The organism is Pseudoalteromonas ruthenica (genome assembly GCF_008808095.1).
GTDB lineage: Bacteria > Pseudomonadota > Gammaproteobacteria > Enterobacterales > Alteromonadaceae > Pseudoalteromonas > Pseudoalteromonas ruthenica.
Genome location: NZ_CP023396.1, coordinates 2,631,231 through 2,650,161 on the forward strand (window position 1 = coordinate 2,631,231; position 18,931 = coordinate 2,650,161).

At 48.3% G+C, this 18,931-nt stretch carries 16 protein-coding genes and 1 riboswitch; of the genes, 5 read left to right on the forward strand and 11 right to left on the reverse strand.

The genetic code is table 11. The annotated features are described in order from the left end of the window. Positions 1-54: 54 nt before the first annotated feature. From PRUTH_RS12230 to PRUTH_RS12260, 8 genes are all read right to left on the reverse strand, one after another. The gene (locus tag PRUTH_RS12230) at positions 55-1,596 is read right to left on the reverse strand and encodes a M17 family metallopeptidase (RefSeq protein WP_151173376.1); all 1,542 of its coding nucleotides are present in this window, start codon (positions 1,594-1,596) and stop codon (positions 55-57) included. 114 nt (positions 1,597-1,710) lie between these two features. Continuing rightward, positions 1,711-3,396: a carbon starvation CstA family protein gene (locus PRUTH_RS12235; protein WP_022943419.1), complete on the reverse strand. Its 1,686-nt coding sequence runs from the start codon at positions 3,394-3,396 to the stop codon at positions 1,711-1,713. Between the two features lie 143 nt (positions 3,397-3,539). Next, positions 3,540-4,592, reverse strand: a complete 1,053-nt coding sequence (gene dinB / locus PRUTH_RS12240; protein ID WP_151173377.1) for a DNA polymerase IV — start codon at positions 4,590-4,592, stop codon at positions 3,540-3,542. A gap of 111 nt (positions 4,593-4,703) precedes the next feature. Beyond that, positions 4,704-4,880, reverse strand: a complete 177-nt coding sequence (locus tag PRUTH_RS19155; protein WP_022943417.1) for a hypothetical protein — start codon at positions 4,878-4,880, stop codon at positions 4,704-4,706. Positions 4,881-4,956: 76 nt separating this feature from the next. Continuing rightward, positions 4,957-5,466, reverse strand: coding sequence for an Lcl C-terminal domain-containing protein (locus PRUTH_RS12245; RefSeq protein WP_130144645.1), 510 nt, complete (start codon positions 5,464-5,466; stop codon positions 4,957-4,959). An 8-nt stretch (positions 5,467-5,474) separates the two neighbouring features. Beyond that, positions 5,475-7,136 carry an Lcl C-terminal domain-containing protein gene (locus tag PRUTH_RS12250; RefSeq protein ID WP_151173378.1) on the reverse strand — a complete coding sequence of 554 codons (1,662 nt, stop codon included), beginning with the start codon at positions 7,134-7,136 and terminating at the stop codon, positions 5,475-5,477. Between the two features lie 79 nt (positions 7,137-7,215). Then, the gene (locus tag PRUTH_RS12255) at positions 7,216-7,548 is read right to left on the reverse strand and encodes a hypothetical protein (protein WP_053909742.1); all 333 of its coding nucleotides are present in this window, start codon (positions 7,546-7,548) and stop codon (positions 7,216-7,218) included. A 14-nt stretch (positions 7,549-7,562) separates the two neighbouring features. Next, positions 7,563-8,333 (reverse strand): DUF2982 domain-containing protein, encoded by a 771-nt coding sequence (locus PRUTH_RS12260; protein WP_151173379.1) that lies wholly within the window; start codon positions 8,331-8,333, stop codon positions 7,563-7,565. A 237-nt stretch (positions 8,334-8,570) separates the two neighbouring features. On the opposite strand from PRUTH_RS12260, the gene PRUTH_RS12265 reads away from it, so the two are divergent. From PRUTH_RS12265 to msrA, 3 genes are all read left to right on the forward strand, one after another. Continuing rightward, positions 8,571-9,635: an efflux RND transporter periplasmic adaptor subunit gene (locus tag PRUTH_RS12265; protein WP_151173380.1), complete on the forward strand. Its 1,065-nt coding sequence runs from the start codon at positions 8,571-8,573 to the stop codon at positions 9,633-9,635. Continuing rightward, on the forward strand, positions 9,632-12,730 hold the full coding sequence (locus PRUTH_RS12270; RefSeq protein WP_151173381.1) for an efflux RND transporter permease subunit: 3,099 nt from the start codon (positions 9,632-9,634) through the stop codon (positions 12,728-12,730). Before PRUTH_RS12265 ends, PRUTH_RS12270 begins: the two co-directional genes overlap by 4 nt. A gap of 104 nt (positions 12,731-12,834) precedes the next feature. After that, entirely contained in the window at positions 12,835-13,368 is a 534-nt protein-coding gene (msrA, locus tag PRUTH_RS12275) for a peptide-methionine (S)-S-oxide reductase MsrA (RefSeq protein WP_151173382.1), read from the forward strand. 53 nt (positions 13,369-13,421) lie between these two features. Here the strand turns inward: msrA and PRUTH_RS12280 are convergent, their stop codons facing one another. Beyond that, a complete protein-coding gene (locus PRUTH_RS12280) occupies positions 13,422-15,272 on the reverse strand; it encodes a TonB-dependent receptor domain-containing protein (RefSeq protein WP_151173383.1) in 1,851 nt (616 codons plus the stop codon). Positions 15,273-15,311: 39 nt separating this feature from the next. Then, positions 15,312-15,464, reverse strand: a riboswitch (cobalamin riboswitch). Positions 15,465-15,581: 117 nt separating this feature from the next. After that, positions 15,582-16,064 carry a YajQ family cyclic di-GMP-binding protein gene (locus tag PRUTH_RS12285; RefSeq protein ID WP_022943408.1) on the reverse strand — a complete coding sequence of 161 codons (483 nt, stop codon included), beginning with the start codon at positions 16,062-16,064 and terminating at the stop codon, positions 15,582-15,584. 136 nt (positions 16,065-16,200) lie between these two features. Here PRUTH_RS12285 and PRUTH_RS12290 point away from each other — a divergent pair, with 136 nt between their 5' ends. Both PRUTH_RS12290 and PRUTH_RS12295 read left to right on the forward strand, forming a co-directional pair. After that, entirely contained in the window at positions 16,201-16,548 is a 348-nt protein-coding gene (locus PRUTH_RS12290; RefSeq protein WP_151173384.1) for a VanZ family protein, read from the forward strand. After that, positions 16,521-17,438 carry a ketopantoate reductase family protein gene (locus PRUTH_RS12295; protein WP_151173385.1) on the forward strand — a complete coding sequence of 306 codons (918 nt, stop codon included), beginning with the start codon at positions 16,521-16,523 and terminating at the stop codon, positions 17,436-17,438. The genes PRUTH_RS12290 and PRUTH_RS12295 overlap by 28 nt, the downstream gene beginning before the upstream one ends. On the opposite strand, the gene thiI is transcribed toward PRUTH_RS12295, so the two are convergent. Beyond that, positions 17,410-18,867 (reverse strand): tRNA uracil 4-sulfurtransferase ThiI, encoded by a 1,458-nt coding sequence (gene thiI / locus PRUTH_RS12300; RefSeq protein WP_151173386.1) that lies wholly within the window; start codon positions 18,865-18,867, stop codon positions 17,410-17,412. The two genes, PRUTH_RS12295 and thiI, sit on opposite strands and share 29 nt — an antisense overlap. Between the last annotated feature and the right edge of the window lie 64 nt (positions 18,868-18,931).

The following is an 18,931-nucleotide window of genomic DNA, read 5'->3' on the forward strand; positions in this document are numbered from 1 at the left end:
GGCCGCCCAACGGCGGCCTTTTTAGCTTAACAATATCGGCTATTGCTGCCAGCGTTAGCGACAGTATTTAGCAAATAAGCTTGCTACCGTAGCCGCAGTTGGCTTTCCGTGCTGCCAATCGCCGCCTTCCACACCACTGCCGGCAATATCCATATGTACATAAGGAAGCGGCTGCTCGCTATCTAAGCCATGCTTATCTAACCCACCCACAATCGCCAAAAAGGCCATCGGGAACTGGTGGCCCCGAGCAGTGACTGCCGATGCGGCATTATTACTGGAAAGCACATCGTCAGCTAAGGTGCGTGGTTGCACAAAATCATAGTCTTCGCGACGCGAACGCGATACCTCGGCGCAATCGACCCATAAGTCACCCTGCTCCACCAATTGCTGTGAGAGCTGCGCTTTACGCGCTGGACCATTTTCAACATAGGCACTATAAGGCCCCACAGCTCGGGCGGCATGCCCGGTGAGAGTAGCTACGGTAAAGAGCTCAGGATTCACCTCGCCTTTGGCCACTTCTTTAGCCTCACTGAGTAAATCCCCCATTGCCAAGCGGCCCTCAGCATCGGTATTACCAATGCGCACGCGGATGCCTTCACGGCTGGTAATAATCTCATCAGGAACAAAGCAATCCGAACCAATGGAATTACGAACCACGGCCAAATAGGCAATCACTTTGACTCCTTTAGGCTGTGCTTCAGCGACGGCTTTCATAAACCCAGCTACAGATGCAGCACCGCCTTTATCGCGACTCATGCCGGCCATGAAGCCACCAACTTTTAAGTCCGCACCACCGGTATCGTAAACAAGGCCTTTACCGACAAAGATCAACGTGCGTTCAACATTGCCTTCAGGCACATAGGCCATTTTTACCACGCGTGGGTGATGACGCTCTACCGCATAGGATGCGCGAGCAACGGTACTAAGCAATGGATACTCTTTATCAATCGTCGCGATATCACTGATCACATCGACCTTCACCGCAGTACCAGCAAAAGCCTCGACACAATAATCAGCGAAGCGAGGCGGCGCCATACGCTCTGGCTCAGTGCCACATAAATCGCGTGCCGCATATTGGCCAGCGGCAATCGCATTGACCTGTTTTAGTTGTTCATCTGTAGCGCCGACCAGGCTAATAGTATTCAGTGCAGAGATAGCATCGCCATGATATTCACGTGCTTCTAAGGGCTGCCATAACGCTTGGTTAGCACCTAAAAAGGCCACTTCTAATGCGAACTCATAACCTGGACGCTGTTGAATATTATGCACATACAAAGCCGGCTTGATTGCGCCTGCTTCCTTCGCTACGGCAATGCCTTTTTTAGCCGCTTCAAAGACACGGCGCACATCATCATAATCCCGCCCTAAAGGGCCTGTGGGAGTCACAATCAAGCGCTTACCTGGCGCTTGTTCGCTGATCAATAATGCCGGTTGCTTACCTACACGGCTATCTATCGCCGCGTGAGTATTGATTTGTTCAGCATAGGCTTGGGGCAGCGCATCAAGGGAGTCACAGATAATAATAAGAGCATCGTTTTCGCTGGTTGCACTAAGTGCATCAAGGCTAGCGCAAGACGTAGCGCGTGCATAAGACATAAAAAAGGTCCTAATCTAAAACAAAGGACCTACATTATCGGTGATTTACGGGGTCTTGACTAGCGAAGCCCTGCGCCACCTTAGGGATTGTAAAGTGGCGTTGACAAGTTGTGCTTACGCTTGCTCTGAACCTTGCTGTTTTTCCCGCTTATGTTTAGCGATCACAGACCACGCCTCAAGCATGACCAACACACTAACAATAAGGACGATGGCATCGAGTACAACAAGCAACCAGTTCCCCTGTTGGTAGTACTCAGCAAGTTTAATGACCCCCGCAAAGAACGCCATAATCAATACAAAGACCATAGGGATCAGCGTGAATTTAGCCGGACGTCCTGCTTTTATAAGCATCACCGAGATCACCAGTAAGGTTAAGCTGGCAAGGATTTGGTTGGTAGAACCAAATAGCGGCCAAATGATCATGCCACCACTGCCAGATGCGCCACCGGCGCCAAAGGCAAGCAACAAACAACACCCCACCGCAACTAACGTAGCAACGACGCCATTTTTAAGCGCCGATATTTTATAAATGTCGCCCCACTCTTGAATAATATAACGCTGGAGACGCACACCTGAGTCCATCGTTGTGCCTGCAAATAACACCACCATTACCGCCAATAGGGTTGAAGCAACTTCGGTGGAAATACCCCAGCCACTTTCAATTAAATTAGCGCCACCGGTAATAAAAGCACTCACACTGCCAGCGCCTAAATGACTGTATATTTCATGCCACTCCTCTGGGGAAACAGCCAAGGCCACGCCACTAACGGCCACCAGCGTGATAAGCGCTAAACATCCTTCTCCTACGGCACCGAGGTATCCCACAAAGCGACCATCAGTTTCTTTATTCAGTTGTTTTGAGCTCGTTCCAGAGGACACGATGCCATGGAAGCCTGACACTGCACCACAGGCTATGGTGACAAACAACAAGGGGATAATACTGGGCGTGTCAGCAGCGGTTTGCATGTTAAACGCGGGAGCTGTGATATCAGGCATAGAAACAAAGACAGCGCCATAAAGCAGAACCAGCCCCACCAACAGCTGCATGCCGTTAATAAAGTCGCGCGGTTGCAGTAGCATCCAAACAGGTAATAACGAAGCAATTGCAGCATAGACGAAGAGAATAATGATCCAGTTGGCTTTATCCGCTAACCCAAACATTTCACTAGGCAGTGCCAGGGGCATTGAGCTGCCCATGTAAATCGTAGCGTAGAGTACGCCAACACCAATAGCACACAAAGGAATAAGCGGCATATTTCGTCGCAGCAACTGACCTATCACTAAGGCCACCACAATCGCCGACCAAGCTGGGAATACCGCATTAGGTTGCGAGACAAATGAGTTCGCAATCACTACGCCAAATACCGCATTCACCATCAATAGCACCAAAAACACCACAATCATGAATAGAGAACGCGTGCGCGAGCCTATGACTGATTCTGATAACGCCCCCATGGATTTGCCCTTGTGCCGAGCACTGGCCCATAGGGCGCCCATGTCGTGAACACCAGCAAAGAAAATAGTACCAAATACGACCCACAATACCGCAGGCACCCATCCCCAATAAACCGCAATCGCGGGGCCTACAATGGGCGCGGCCCCCGCTACCGAGGTAAAGTGGTGTCCCCACAATACCACTTTATTGGTTGGCACATAATCAACGCCGTCTTGGAGCTCATGAGCTGGAGTTACAAACTTATCGTCCATTTTGAAGATTTTTTCGGCGATAAACTTGGAATAGACGAACCAGCCAAATAGCATGCCGACAATACCAAGCAAGACAATAACTACTGATTGCATAGTCTTCTCTCTTTATTTTTGTTGTCATTACAATACTCTTCGCTTTAGCAAAGTGTACTAGTCGCACGAGCACAGGCCGACGAGGCTAAGTGCCTAAAGTAGCAATTTACCTTATCAGCTTAGTTTAAAAATTCATTAACGCTTTAGTCTAAAATGCTTAACTGGGTAGCTTGTTGCTGTTGCGATGAAATTCCAACGCCCAAGCCCAGTAATCTCACCTCTGGAGTGTTGCCGCGTTGGTAGGCTTTCGCCGTTAGCGCTGCGAAAGTGTCTAGATTCAAGGCGAATCCACTTTGATCAGCAGTAGTTACCTGAAAATCGGCAAACTTTACTTTGACTGACAACTTGTTAATGGCGTTGCTAAGTTGGTTGCGCTCAAGGCGTTGTTGCAACTCCTCGAGTAAAGCGGGTAAGGCCTGGTGACATTGTAGCAATGAGGTTTTGTTATATTCATAAGTGTGTTCAACGCTGAGTGACTTGCGAATGCGCTCGGTTTTAACTCGCCCTATTACTTCGCCTGCGCACTTTTGGTATAGGGACACACCAAAATTCCCTATATGCTGCTGCATCCAGTTTACTCCCTTATCCAGCACATCTTGGCCTTTGTATAATCCTTTCTGATGCAACCGCTCTAGCGTCACTTTGCCAACGCCGGGAATTTTCTTTAAGTCCAACTGAGCAAGAAAGTCTGGCAGTTGCTCAGGAAGAATTACGCATTGCCCATTCGGCTTATTCTCGTCGCTAGCTATTTTGGCAACAAACTTAATAGGTGCGACTCCTGCTGAGGCTGTCAGTCCAGTTTGTTGGAAGATATCTTGGCGAATTTGCTCAGCAATGAGTGTGGCACTGCCACGGCATACCTGTGCTTGAGTCACATCCAAGTAAGCTTCATCCAAAGAAAGTGGCTCGATAAGGTCCGTATAACGGCTAAAAATGGCGCGAATTTGCTGTGAGATTTGCTTATAAACTTGCATCCGCCCCGGGACAATGACTAAATCTGGGCACAGTTGTTTAGCATGGTAGTTAGACATCGCCGAACGTACGCCGTACTGACGAGCAATATAGTTTGCCGTTGATAGCACTCCACGACGACTACGCCCGCCAATGGCCAAAGGCAAGTTTGCCAGTTCAGGATTGTCGCGCATCTCTACGGCGGCATAAAAGCAATCCATATCAATATGGATAAATTTCTTCATCGCGCTTGTGTGAGGCCAGGGCAGCCCAACAGTTTTAGGTGAAGCTATAGTGACAAAAAGTGTAAGGAAAAGCCACAAACAACTGTATAAAGCACTGTATAAATAATCAAACTAAGGTTTTGGTGCGTTATCTCTGCGCTTGCCACGTTTAAATAGTCCAAGCCAAAAAATAAGCTCGCCTACGACCGCCACCAGCACCAAGGCAATCACACCTTGGCTACTACCGATGGCATAGCACAACAGCGCCAAAGGTAAGGCCCATAGCCACAGGTACTTTCTCAGCGTCATTGATGTTTCTCGTAAATGTACTTAACTCTACCTTACTCAGTGCTCTCTATGCTGTATACGAACAAAATGTAAGCAGTTATTGCTGATAGCGTACTAAACGCACAAATACATCACTACTTTTAGCATGAAGACTATTTTTACCACTGTAAAATTCATACACCCAAGCATGATCTGCCGGTGTTACTGCAGATGTGCTGGACCAGTAATTATCATTACTAGCATCTAAAAACAGGTCTAAATTTAGGCTGGGCTCAACACATCGATGCTCAACAATGGATGCGAGTTCTTTACTGTTAGGCAAGTGCCAGTCATCAAAACCGGCAAACTCATCATTAGTGGCGCTTTGCAGTGCCTGCTGCCAGTTAAGCTGTTGCGCCGCCCCAGAGCAACTTTGCAGTTCAGCATCGAACTGTTGCCCATAGCTACAACGTTGCCACATCAGCCCAGTGGCGTTATCAGTAATCGTACCATCAGTATTAATCACAAAGCGCTCTGCCGGGGTACTAGCTTGCAGATTATAACAACGCTGTTCAGCCCAAAGCGATGTACTCACCACAGCCGCCACGATTAGAAACGTATAATTCATGATCACTCCTATGGGTTGCGCACCAAACGTACGTAAGCGGTATTATCTTTGGGGTAAGCCAAATCGTTACCTGAGCTCATATCAATAATAAAGGCTTGAGATAATGATTGGCCGTCAACGCTGGTGCGTGATGTCCAGTAGTTTAAATGCCCCAGTAAACTCACCGACGGGCTGTGAATAAAATAGTCCGGGCTAATCATGTGTGCCTGACCATGGCGTTGATAATCCACCAAGCTCAGCAACTCAACATAGGTAGGTAGACGCCAATTGGCCCCACCGCAAAAGTCGATGGCATTGACCTCATCAATGTATTGTTGCACCGAGCAATCAACGTCACTAGGGCATGAGCTATTGGCTGGCGCGCGCTCACTCCCGATAAGCACGCCTCCCTCACCGTTAAGAGCCCAACTGTAATGATTCTGACCTTCGCGCAAGTCGGTATTTGGTAAAGTGTGGGTGTTGGCTTGTTTCACTTCCCATATAAGGCCAGTGACATTATCGCGTACACAAGCAAACTCGGTAGCAGAGTCGGGCAATTCGTCGGCAAACTCATTCAGTTTAGTAAAGTCAAAGGCCATATCCCCTTTGCCCACTTTGTCTAAGCGCTGCGCTACACTGTCTCGGCCTTGCTGCGCATCTTGCCCTTGGAAGTCTGTGCTATCACAGCTGATTGCTTGGCTGTTATTAAAGCACGCGCTCATACCGGTGTCGTTAATCAGCCCCAACGCGCGACGCTGCACGCTCACAGTGACCTCATCACTTGCACTGCGGTTAAGTTCATCACTCACCCTAACGCTAAAGCTCAGTTGTTGTGCTACATCGATGTCGGGAGCAACAAACTGCGTTTCGCACTGGCGCTCACTGGCTAGGGTGACGGCACTGCCGCTTTGCTGCTGCCAGTAACAGCTAAACTGACCACTCACCGTTTCACTATTACCGGCATTGAGAGTCACGGTATCAAACTCAGTGGCCTGCTGGTCGTCCCCTGCATTGGCAATGACCACTTGCGCGGTTTTATTGAGCAGCAGGCTATACTCGGTGCTCACTTGACCGCCCTCGTCATCACTGACAAACACAGTCCACGCAAGCGTGGTATCACTATCTAGTAGCGGGTGACGAAAACTTAAAGTGGCTTCATCAACAGCGCTAAACTGCAGTTGCGGGCCCTCAGTTTGTTGCCATAAATAACTCGCAATAAAGCCGTTTTCATCAGGATCGCTAGAACCAGCCGCACTCAGGGTGACAACATCATTATATTGTGAGGGCAGTTGTTCGGGGGCAATTTGCGCTATGGCTATCTGTGGTAACTGGTTTGCTGAAGCGATATTAATGGTAAGCGTGTCAGATACTAGGGTGTTGTCTGGGGCCCGATAATCGACCTTAATTTGCGCCGCGCGGTCACCTTTAACGTCCGGGAGCATCAGCGCCAACTCTTGCTCTTCACTGGGTAGCCCTTCGATAGCCGGACCGGAAAGTTGTTGCCACCTGAAAGTACCTCCAGGAGGCGACACTTGCGCGTTGATGATTAATTCTGATTTTTCTACCGCATCGCGATCAGCGCCAACATTAATACTCGCATTTTCAGTGACTTCGTCGCCACCACTGCCACCACAGGCAACCAATCCCGTGGCCAAAATGATGCTGAGCGCGCTATGAATAAGTCGACCCATGATGTGCTCCCAATTATTGCATAGCGTTATCAACGCAAGTTGCTTGCCAACATCATCAACAAACCGTATTTATCAGGTGTTATAAATAACTGTCCTGGTGAATACGAACAAATAGTTTAGTACCAACTTTGGAGTAATCGACTTTGTATTCTCGCCCATCCAAAGCTTGAATAAATAGCAAGCGTTTTTCTTCTGCAAAAACATCCGGGCTGGCAATGTACACCATCTCAAGATAGCGCTCTTTAGCCTCTCGACGATTTTTGGGAAGCTCTTCTTTAAAGGGCTCTAGGCCGTGCTGAGTCACTTTAATTTTTGGCTGCTCTTCGCCATTAACGATGACTAAATCCAGCTTCTTAACTTTATGAATGATGGTATTACGACCACTTTTTATAAATGCTCTATCGTCAGACATATGTCTTATCCTGTCTACTTGCTACTGTGGCTATTGAGTTGCTGTTGCAACTGCACCACAGTGTTAGCCGGGTCGCGTTGCCATCTATGCAATAAATAGCTGAACGCCCAAATATCACGGTCTAACATAGCGGCGGGTATTAATATTTCATACCCAGTCAAAAATTTTAAGTTCTTCATTCTATTAGCAAACATAGCTAATAATCCAGTATATTTTTGCCCAGACTGGCTGACGTACTCGGTATCCTCAACCAACCACTGTGGCGGGCATTCATTGCCATCGCGGCAATACGCTTTGATCGCCTGCAGCAAATAATGACGCTGTTCCACCAGCAAACGGCCCGCCAACCGGGGTGAAAGCTTATTTAAGAACTCATCTTCTCGCTTTAAGCTTAGGCCCACAACATTTAACTCGAGCGTCTGCATTGCCTGTTCGATACTCACCACACCGACCTGTTGTAGGTTATCGACATCCAGCTGCCACCAGCCGTATTTATGATTATAGCTAAGTTTCTGTTTGTCGAGAAAAATGCTGTAAAACGGCTCTCTCAGCTTTAAGTACCCCACTAGCATGCCAACTAAAGCGGCGCTCAGTAAGAAAATCTCCGCTATCAATATGTCAGCGCTTTTAAACTGTATAAACAACACCAAGAAAACCAAGACAATCGCGCTGGTAATGAGTATTTCGCTGCCGTGGCGCGCACTGTGGGCACGAATTTTCGCGTATCGGCTGGCGCCCCCCTGTTCTGAGGGCTGCGTATTAGGGGGTGTTTTTTTATTACTCATACGCTCTCTTTTTGGTACCACTACGTATACTCCTATTGTACGTATAATTTGCGAGTTTTATACGCAGCAAGGGTAGGCAAAGGTTACAAAAATGCGGCAAATTGGGAATACAGTGCGTCATTTTTCTGAATTTTCGGTTAACACACAAAAATACAGGATTGGCGGTCTATGTGTTAGGGCGCAAGTTTGTAAACTAAGCTCTCACCTTTTTCAGCCGAGAAACCATAGGTACCGTCGATGAACCACAGTAGGCATTCGGGCAAGGCACTTTTCCCTGTCATTATTATCATTTTCTTAGGGCTGTGTATTTACTTATATCTGCCCGAAGGACAATCACAGCAACCCAACATGGGCGCTCAATCAACTCGCGTGCAAGCTCATACCGTGACCAAAGACAGCCGAGCTATCACCGTTGATGGTATCGGCAGCGCGCGAGCAAACCAAGCCGTATACATTAAAAGCGCCCAAAGTGACTATATCGACAGTATCCATTTTGATGATGGCGATAAAGTGCAAGCAGGACAACGACTGGTGCAATTACGAGATACTGAGGAACAGTTGCGAGTCAAAGAGCTGCAAGCCAACCTCTCTGAAGTAGAGCGGCAATTGAATCGTTTGACCGAGCTGGCCCGTTCACAAGCCACGGCAAAGTCACTGTTAGAAGAGCAACTAGCAAAATTTGAAGCCACCCAGGCTCAGCTTGAAGCTGCTAAAACCAAACTCGCGGAGATGCGTGTTACCGCGCCCTTTTCGGGAGTGCTAGGTAAACGCATGGTGTCTAAAGGGGCATTCGTGAGCACCAACACTGAAATTACCACGTTAGACGACATCAGCGTAATTAAAGTCGACTTTAATGTGCCAGAGAAGTACCTTGCGCAGCTGGGTGTGGGAATGACAGTAACAGCGCGCAGTGACGCTTACCCAAATAAGCTGTTTACCGGCAAAGTGTCTCATGTCAGCTCTCGTATCGACACCAACACCCGTAGCGTGCCAATTAGCGCCAGCTTTACCAATGAAGACAATATCTTGCGCCCAGGTATGTTACTGGGCACGCAACTGGAATTGCAAACCTATGAGGCCTTATTGGTACCAGAAAAGGCCATTATTCCACGTCAAAACAAACACTTCGTTTTTCAAATTGTGGAAGGTGTAGCCAAAGAGGTCGAGGTGAAAATCGATAAGCGCTATAACGGTTGGGTAGGCATCAGTGAAGGTCTAAGCAGTGGCGATCAAGTGGTCACAGAAGGCATTATTAAACTGCGCTCAGGCTCAGCCGTGACTGTTGAGGAGGCTGCGCTGTGAGAATCACCGACACTGCTGTTAAGCGTCCGGTTTTTGCGATTGTAATCAACCTCTTATTACTGACCTTCGGGTTGGTGGCATTCTCAATGCTGCCCCTTCGAGAGTATCCGGATATCGATAGTCCCATTGTCAGTGTCAGTACTGACTACACTGGTGCTTCTGCGGAAATTATCGAAACTAAAATTACTCAAGTAATTGAAAACCGCATCTCCGGGATTGAAGGCATAAAAAGTATCACGTCCTCGTCGCGCAATGGCCGCTCTAATATCACCATCGAGTTTAATATCGACCGAGATATCGATGCGGCGGCAAATGATGTGCGAGAGCGTGTGTCGCGCGCATTGGACAATCTCCCCGACCAAGTCAGACCTCCGGAAGTATCTAAATCCAATTCCGATGAAAGTCCTATTGCCTGGTTTGTACTCAATAGCTCAACGATGAATACCTTGCAGCTATCCGATTATGCTCAGCGCTACATTGTTGATCGCCTTGCGGTTGTTGACGGCGTATCCAATGTTCGAGTGGGTGGTGAACGCCAGTATGCAATGAAGATTTGGCTAGACCGCGAGGCCATGGCAGCACGGGGCGTTACAGCCAGAGATATTGAGCAAGTTTTGCGAGCTGAAAACGTAGAGCTGCCAGCAGGGGAAATCGAGTCTGTTGATCGTGATTTTTCGGTCCGTACCGCGCGTAGCTATATAAGTCCTACTGACTTTCAAAACTTGGTTATTGCTCGTGGTGATGATGGCTATCTCGTGCGTTTAAACGAAGTCGCTGATGTACAGCTTGAAGCCGCCGACGAAGAAAGTTTATTCCGTGGCAATGGCCGCAACATGATTGGCCTAGGTGTGGTTAAACAAGCAAAGGCTAACACCCTCACCGTGGTGGAAAACGCTCGCAAAGAATTAGAAAAAATCAAACGCAACTTGCCTCCAGGTACCACCATCGAAGACAGCTATGACTCCTCGATTTTCATTAAAGAGTCTATTGATGAGGTGTATCGTACGCTGGCCATATCAATGGCCTTAGTAGTTTTGGTTATCTACCTGTTCTTAGGCAACGTGCGCGCCACGTTAATTCCAGCAATCACCGTCCCTGTAGCCTTAGTTGGCAGCTTTATGTTTTTACTTGCCATGGGCTACTCTATCAACTTGCTAACCCTGTTGGCACTGGTGCTTGCTATCGGTTTAGTGGTCGATGACGCCATTGTGATGTTGGAGAATATTCACCGCCGTATTGAGCTCGGTGAGCCTCGTTTACTCGCCGCGTATCGCGGTGCCCGCGAAGTGGGTTTTGCCATTGTCGCAACCACACTGGTACTGATCTCCGTGTTTGTGCCCTTAGTCTTTATGGATGGCCGTATCGGCGCTTTATTCACTGAGTTTGCCATGGCGGTGAGCGCGGCTGTGTTCTTCTCCAGTATCACCGCACTCACACTTTCCCCAGCTCTGTGTTCAAAAGTGCTGAAGCAAAGTGAAAGCGAGGGCCGGTTTAGTCAGTGGATGGACCGTCAATTTGCAAAACTTGAAGGCGCCTATGCTCGCACTCTTGAGGGCAATGTTCGACGCTCAAAAATGTTGGCCGTGCTGCTGATGCTAGCGGGTCTTGCCAGTTATCTGCTGTTTCAGCAGATTCCATCTGAACTGACACCTAAGGAAGACCGAGGCACCTTCTTTGTGATGATGAACGGCCCAGAAGGCGCAAGCTATGAAAACAACGCCGCCAATATGGATAAAATTGAGCAACGCTTGTTGCCGTATGTTGACTCGGGTGAACTCAATCGTGTTCTGGTTCGAGTGCCGGGTTGGGGTGGTCAAGGTGGCGTTGCGATTATCGGCATGGCTGATTGGGGCGAGCGTAAACGCGATACCTGGACGGTAATGAATGAGATCAGTGGCAAAATGCGTGAAGTAACGGATATTCGCGCCTTTGCTATCATGCGCAGAGGCATTGGCGGCGGAGGCTCTTCGCGCCCTGTTGAGTTTGTTTTGCAAGGCAATGATTATGACGAGCTCGCCGATTGGCGTGACCGCATTATTGCTCGGGCAGAGAAAAACCCCGGGTTAGTACGTATCGACCATGATTATAAAGAGACGTTCCCACAATTTTTGGTCAGTATCGATAAGAACAAAGCCGCCGACTTAGGGGTCTCTGTCTCTGATATAGGCCGCACCTTGGAGACGATGCTCGGGCAACGCCGTGTCACCACCTTTATTGATCGTGGTGAAGAGTATGATGTGATTTTAAAGGGCGAAAAACAAGATTTTGCCAGCCCACAAGATGTCTCTAATATCTATGTAAACTCACGCTCCGGGCAACTGGTGCCCCTTGATAGCTTAATCAGTATCTCTGAAGAAGCCACGGCGTCTAGGTTGAATCGTTACAACCGTATGCGCGCTATTACCTTAAGTGCCAACCTCGCTAGCGGCTACACTTTAGAGGAAGCCTTAAGTTTCTTAAACCAAGTGGCTGCAGAGGAAAATGATATTGATGGCGCCATTGACTATAAAGGGGAATCACAGTTGTTCTATGAAGGCGCCTCCGCCATGGTGTATGTCTTTATTCTGGCATTAACGGTGACCTTCTTGGTGTTGGCAGCACAGTTTGAGAGCTTCGTTCACCCCTTGGTGATCATGCTCACCGTACCACTGGGGATTGCTGGGTCGTTATTTGGTTTGCATATAACCGGTTTGACCCTCAATATTTACAGCCAAATTGGTATCGTTATGCTTATTGGTTTAAGCGCCAAAAACGGTATTCTTATTGTTGAATTTGCCAACCAGTTGCGTGATAAGGGTCTGGAATTTCAAACAGCGCTAATCCAAGCTGCCACACAACGTTTGCGCCCTATTATTATGACGTCGCTAACCACAGTGATGAGCTCGGTGCCCTTGGTGTTAGCAAGCGGCCCTGGAGCTGAAAGCCGCATGGTTATTGGTGTGGTGATCTTTACCGGGGTAAGCATCGCGACCATACTCACCTTGTTCGTCGTGCCCAGTGCTTACTATGCCCTTGCTCGTCATACTCAGTCACCAGAGTATTTACAGCAACGCTTGGCAAAACAGCAACAAGATAACCCGCTCAAACAGCAATAGTGCACGAAAAATGCTCACCTGCGAGGGTATTACCCTCGTAGGTGAGCGATAAACATCAGACGGCCGTTCTACTATTAAAAGGGTAAATACATCGAGGTGTTAGTATGACAAATTTACACACAGCCACCTTTGGCGGCGGTTGTTTTTGGTGCATCGATGCGGCCTTTCGTCGCGTTCGTGGCGTGCATAAGGTTCAATCGGGTTATACCGGTGGACACAGCAATTCACCAACATACCGTGAGGTATGCAGCGGCGAAAGCGGTCACGCAGAAGTTGTGCAAGTGCACTTTGACCCCGCTGTGATAGATTACACCACCCTGTTGGCGATGTTTTTCACACTTCACGACCCTACCCAGCTTAACCGCCAGGGAAATGATATTGGTAGTCAATATCGCAGTGTGGTGTATTACCACGATAGCGCCCAAAAGCAGCAGAGCGAGGCGATGATAGCGCAGCTACAAACTCATAGCGCCGCAAAAATTGTAACCGAAGTTAGTCCCGCATCAAGGTTCTATCCCGCAGAGGATTATCATCAAGACTATTACAGCGAAAATCCAAACCAAGGTTATTGCAGTATCTTAATTGCTCCTAAAATAGAGAAGTTTGAGCATACCTTTAGTGACTTGCTCATATCATGACGACGGGAAAACAATTAAAAAAGCCTCCCAAGTGGAGGCTTTTTGTTACGCTGTTATAAATCGAATTGTAATCCAGCGTATACCTTACGCTCAGCGCCGCGATACGCAGAGGTGACCTCACCCGTGCTCCAATCCGTGGCCGCCACGTTGGTGATATATTCTTTGTCAGTGAGATTATCAACACCGAAGGTGAACGTGAGGTCGCGTAACAATTGATAGCGAGCATTGAGGTTCACCAAAGTATAGCTTGGCAAGTCAGTACGATAGTAACTTAACCTATCGGAGCGGTACTGCAGTTGTGCACCGACATACCATTTGTCGAACTGCTTACCTACGGACCAATTGAAGGCTTTTTCGGCTCTAAGCACCAATGCTTGCCCGGTATTGTCGTCTTCGGCGTCAACATAACTAAAGTTAAGCTGGTGATCGATACCAAACATATCTTGCACTTGTGCACTCAACTCAACTCCTTCAAAGCTCGCTTTGGCAATATTTTCCGGGCCGTTATTGCCCCATGCGATGAGGTTATCGAATTGGTTTTGATACAAGGCGATATCGTATTGCCCAGATTGCAAATCAAGGCGCAGACCGAGCTCGGCATTGTTTGACTCTTCAGGTTGCAAAGCATCGTTGCTGCCCCAGATGGAACTCGCGTCATTAAACGAGGGAGCCTTAAACGCCGTGCCGTAGCTGGCGCGAAACGTCGCAATGTCACTTAGCGGCACACCCGCCGCAAGGTTGTAGGTGAAATGACCACCAAATTGTGAATGATCATCATGGCGCACAACGGCATTGGTGTTAAATGCCTGGCCATCATAATAGCCTCCCACATACACACCTTTATTATTACGCGTTTGCACGGTAAAACCGGACGCAGGCTGCTCTGGTGTCGCCGAGCTGCTGTAGGAATCGCTAATGTCTTCATAGTAGTAATCGGCGCCACCACTGACAGTGATAGCTGGACTAAAGACATAATTAAGCTGATAGCTTAGCTCACCTCGTGCAGTGCTGTACTCATTGCCACGATAACCCGGCGCGCCATGTTGCTGAGTATTAATCTCATCATCTTGAGCAAGACTGGTTTGTAGCTTGTGAGCAAAGGCACCATGGTTTTTACGCCAACCCAGTTGCACATGGTATTTTTCAAAGTCGGTGTAATCATCACCAAAGCTAGTGTCGTATTCGACATAGCCTTCACTGTACTGCCCTAACAACTCTAGCACGCCATAATCGCCGAGATCATAGCCGAAACGCGCACCGAGGTTTTGATTTTCATAGCCATCTTCATCTGGGTCTTGCCCAGTGGTGACGTCAAAGCCGTCGGTGTGCTCATAGCCAAGGTTGAATGCCGTATTGAACGCTCCTTGGCGAAAAGCAAAAGCACCTTGCGCATTCACGTAGTTGTCACTGCCACTTTGTACACTCACGCTTTGGCTATCGCCGTCTCGAGTGACAATATTGATGACTCCGGCTAAGGCGTCTGAGCCATACCATGCGGCGCGGGCACCACGGATCACTTCGACTCGTTCAATACTATTGAGCGGCACACTAGAGAGCGCCTTATACCCTGTTGTGGCTGAACCAACACGAACGCCATCTACAATAACCAAAGAGTGGCTGCTAGCCGCCCCACGAATAAAGAGGCTGGTACTTTGACCTTGGCCGCCACTGCGGACAATATCGACCCCGGCATAATGAGATAATAACGCCGGCAAATCACGTACGCCAAGGCGCTCGATGTCTGCACGAGTGATCACATTGATACTGGCGAGCACATTTTCGATAGGTTGTTCGAACTTATTAGCGGTGACAGTCAATCGCTCGATAGACTGTTGCTGCTGCGCACATACCGCGCCGGAGAAAAGTGCCGCTATGCCTACAGCGACTTTGGTTTTGTTATACATGTTAGTCCCTATACCTGCGCCCACCGCACAGGAAAATGTAATGAAATGGATGTTATGGCCGGTCTCCGGACTGAATGAGCAAGATTCATATCACCGTTGCGGGGGCAGTGCAGGCTTTTCACCTGTTTCCCGATTATCCCAGTAGCTTAACTGCGTTCTGCGCTTGCGGGCACCATAACAAGGTGGCGCTATTTTGCGGACTGATGACAATAAAGTCAATGGACGTCTAAACATCTATAAAAAGATGGACTATGGCATTTACTTCACCAATAAAAAAGCCAAGTGCGAATGACTTGGCTTGAGAGGCATTTAGTCGCGGAAGTTCTTAAATTGGAAGGGCTGACCTAACTCAGCTTCGCGTACTAATTGCATTACTTGTTGTAAGTCGTCGCGCTTTTTCCCGGTGACTCGTACCTCTTCACCTTGGATGGCGGCCTGAACTTTGATTTTGCTGTCTTTAATCAGCTTAACCAACTTTTTCGCGATATCTTTAGCAATGCCTTGTTTCATCGTAACTTGGCGGGTGACGTATTTACCGTGCAAATCAGCTTTTTGAATCTCAAAACTGTTTACATCTAAGCCGCGTTTTGACGCCTTACTGGCAAACATATCAAATAACTGCATCACCTGTTGTTCAGCTTCTGCGGTAAGTTCGATAAGTTCATCTTTTAGTTCTATCTTGGCATCTACGCCGCGAAAATCGTAGCGGGTTTCGAGTTCGCGTTTAGCGTTTTCAACCGCATTTTTTGCTTCGCTCATTTCGATTTCAGAAACGATATCAAATGAAGGCATGAAATTCTCCGTAACTGGCTTGTCGTTTCGGGGATTATACCCCGAGATCGGTATTTTTGTGCACTGATACACAGTGAATTCAGTTTACAGTTTGTTATACTGCCTGCGATTTCACCAGTAATAAAGGTAAAGTAAAGTGACGCGCAGAGTTTATCAGGGGTTGTTTCTAATCACATTGGTGGTCTGCACCCTGCTATTTGTTCAAGAAGTAAAAGGCTCTGTTACGCAGCTTTTCCCTCACGTCGATAAGGTCGCTCACTTTGGTATTTTCTTCGTGCTTGCCTTTATTATGGATAAAGCCTTTAGGATTCCCTTTTTTGTCCAGGTGGTATTGTTGTTATTATACGGCGGAGCAATTGAGTGGATGCAGGATATGCTGCCCTACAGGCAGGCATCTTTTTATGACTTTCTCGCCGACGCGGCAGGCGCGGCTAGCTACTTTGTGATTCACTACCTATGGCAGAAAAAACGGGCCAAGGCTTAGCGCCTACTTACCTTATCGGGCCGGGGGCACTCGGCCTCACATTTGCCCACTTAATGGGGCAACACCGACCGCTAAAGCTGTTGGTGAAACCTTCTCATCCCAGCACTTTTTATTATTGCCATGGGCAGCAGAAAAGCCCCGTGGCAGCCACAGCTTGTTTAAAACCGTGCGAGCCAATTACAGAATTGTGGCTATTCGTTAAAGCGCATCAGCTGCAAGCAGCACTGGCACAGTGGCGCCCTTATCTGGCCCTCGATGCAGATATTATTATTAGCCATAATGGCATGAGCGACCTAGCACCACTTAAACAGCAACTGACTCCTCAGCAGGGGTTATTCTTTATGCTCACCCAGCAAGCAGCTTATAAAGCCGATGATAAGCATGTCGTCCATGTCAGTCAGGGTGACTCCGTGATAGGAGCCGTCAATGCCTGCGCACAGCAAAGCTTTAAGGCGCAGTTAAAGCAGTGGCAGAGATTAATCCCCGCTCTAACTGGGAGTGATGATATTACCCATGCGCGATGGCAAAAATTACTGGTGAATTTGGCAATAAACCCCATAGCAACCTGGTATCAGCTGCGCAATGGTGATGTCGCCGCTCCCTGTTATGCCAGTGATATCTTTGCACTGCTGCAGGAGGCCATTGCCGTAGCTAAAGCGCAGGGAGTTGAATTATCGCTGCCGCAAAGCCTCGACAGCGCCTATCAAGTAATGCGCCTCACAGCGAGTAACCGCTGCTCGATGTTGCAGGATAAGTTATTGGGAAGGGAGACAGAAATAGCAGCCATGTGTGGCTTTATTGTCAGCTCGGCGCGCCAGCTTGGCCTCAGCGCGCCTATCAATGAACTGTATTATCGGCGAATTACGGGCGATACACCTTCACATTGTTAAAGCCGTTTTCGTGCAGGATCAATGCCTGTAGTTGACTCATCACCCCTTTAGCACAATACAGGTAGTACTCTTTGCTCTGATCTAAGTCGCCAAACTGAGTCGCTAAACGGTAAAACGGCAAGTGTTTGACCTTCACCCCGTCAATCTCTAGCGGCTGAGCATCTTCCTCTTCGGGTGAGCGAATATCCAGCACCACCGCATCCGTTGGCAATTGTGATACCGATTCCGCTTCCTTGACCTCTTCTTTAGCTTGAGTATCGATATCACGAATATCCATCACTCGGGCATTATCAACCACGGTTTCGAGAACCTCGAAATCAAACTGCTGCTCTTGCTGCTCAATTACTTCTAACTTGGCTTTCACCGTTGGTTTGCGCGAAATCACACCACAGTACTCGGGCATGGCTTCGGCCATCTCGGAGGTGCCAATAGCGCGAGCAATATCAATAATATCTTGCTTATCATGTTGGATAAGTGGGCGAATGATCAGCGCATCGGTCACTCGGTCAATAACACTTAAGTTTGCTAGAGTTTGGCTTGATACTTGGCCAATACTTTCACCAGTAACCAGGGCTGGAATCCCCAACTTTTCAGCGATAATGCTACCAGCACGCATCATCATGCGCTTGAGCACCACACCCATTTGCGAGTCTTCGACATTTTCTAGAATCTCAGCAACCACCGGCTCAAAGTCGACGGTGATAAACTTAACCTTGTGGGTCGAGCTATATTGTGACCAAAGATAATGGCTTGCTTGCTTCACGCCAATTTCATGGGCCGCGCCGCCAAGATTGAAAAACAAGAAGTGCGTACGCGCCCCTTTGCGGATCATTTGGTAGCTGGCCACCCCGGAATCAAAGCCACCAGACATCAGCGATAACACATCTTCTTGAGTTGGCAATGGAAATCCACCCATGCCTCGGTGCGCTTGGGTGACAATGTACGCGCGCTGGTCTTTAATTTCGATCTTTACCGTTACCTCAGGCCGCGTAAGCTTAACCCGAGCACCGGGTACATGCTGGTTTAGCCCGCCGCCAACATAGCGTTCGACATCGCTCGAGGAAAAGTCATGCTTACCTTGACGCTTACAGCGCACACAAAAGGTTTTACCGGCAATTTCATCGCCAAGAAGTTGCTGTGCCTGTTGGTAAATTTCATCAATGGTGGTGAATTCAATTTCTTTTACTTCATTAAATTGCACGATACCAGGAATACGCCCGAGGCTGTCAGCCATTGCGCGGCGCACTGAGTCATCGGTTAATGCCGATTCAACCGTGAGGTTATCCCAGTTGTTGCGCACCTTTACCTGCTCATCAATGCGTCGCATCATGATCTTAATGTTGTTCTCTAACACCTTGGTAAAGCGTTTACGAACGGACTTACTTTTTATCGCAATTTCGGGATGCAATTTAACAATAAACTTGATCATGACTTAACTCACAGCACACAGATAAAGCCACACCTCTGAATGAGAAAGTGGCGGAAGATTCACC

Bases quoted from the DNA above. Each gene is read 5' to 3' on its own strand.
- thiI (WP_151173386.1), bottom strand. From the start codon at position 18,867: ATGATCAAGTTTATTGTTAAATTGCATCCCGAAATTGCGATAAAAAGT.
- msrA (WP_151173382.1), top strand. From the start codon at position 12,835: ATGACAAATTTACACACAGCCACCTTTGGCGGCGGTTGTTTTTGGTGC.
- PRUTH_RS12265 (WP_151173380.1), top strand. From the start codon at position 8,571: ATGAACCACAGTAGGCATTCGGGCAAGGCACTTTTCCCTGTCATTATT.
- PRUTH_RS19155 (WP_022943417.1), bottom strand. From the start codon at position 4,880: ATGACGCTGAGAAAGTACCTGTGGCTATGGGCCTTACCTTTGGCGCTG.
- PRUTH_RS12280 (WP_151173383.1), bottom strand. From the start codon at position 15,272: ATGTATAACAAAACCAAAGTCGCTGTAGGCATAGCGGCACTTTTCTCC.
- PRUTH_RS12230 (WP_151173376.1), bottom strand. From the start codon at position 1,596: ATGTCTTATGCACGCGCTACGTCTTGCGCTAGCCTTGATGCACTTAGT.
- PRUTH_RS12235 (WP_022943419.1), bottom strand. From the start codon at position 3,396: ATGCAATCAGTAGTTATTGTCTTGCTTGGTATTGTCGGCATGCTATTT.
- dinB (WP_151173377.1), bottom strand. From the start codon at position 4,592: ATGAAGAAATTTATCCATATTGATATGGATTGCTTTTATGCCGCCGTA.
- PRUTH_RS12285 (WP_022943408.1), bottom strand. From the start codon at position 16,064: ATGCCTTCATTTGATATCGTTTCTGAAATCGAAATGAGCGAAGCAAAA.
- PRUTH_RS12295 (WP_151173385.1), top strand. From the start codon at position 16,521: ATGGCAGAAAAAACGGGCCAAGGCTTAGCGCCTACTTACCTTATCGGG.
- PRUTH_RS12255 (WP_053909742.1), bottom strand. From the start codon at position 7,548: ATGTCTGACGATAGAGCATTTATAAAAAGTGGTCGTAATACCATCATT.
- PRUTH_RS12245 (WP_130144645.1), bottom strand. From the start codon at position 5,466: ATGAATTATACGTTTCTAATCGTGGCGGCTGTGGTGAGTACATCGCTT.
- PRUTH_RS12260 (WP_151173379.1), bottom strand. From the start codon at position 8,333: ATGAGTAATAAAAAAACACCCCCTAATACGCAGCCCTCAGAACAGGGG.
- PRUTH_RS12250 (WP_151173378.1), bottom strand. From the start codon at position 7,136: ATGGGTCGACTTATTCATAGCGCGCTCAGCATCATTTTGGCCACGGGA.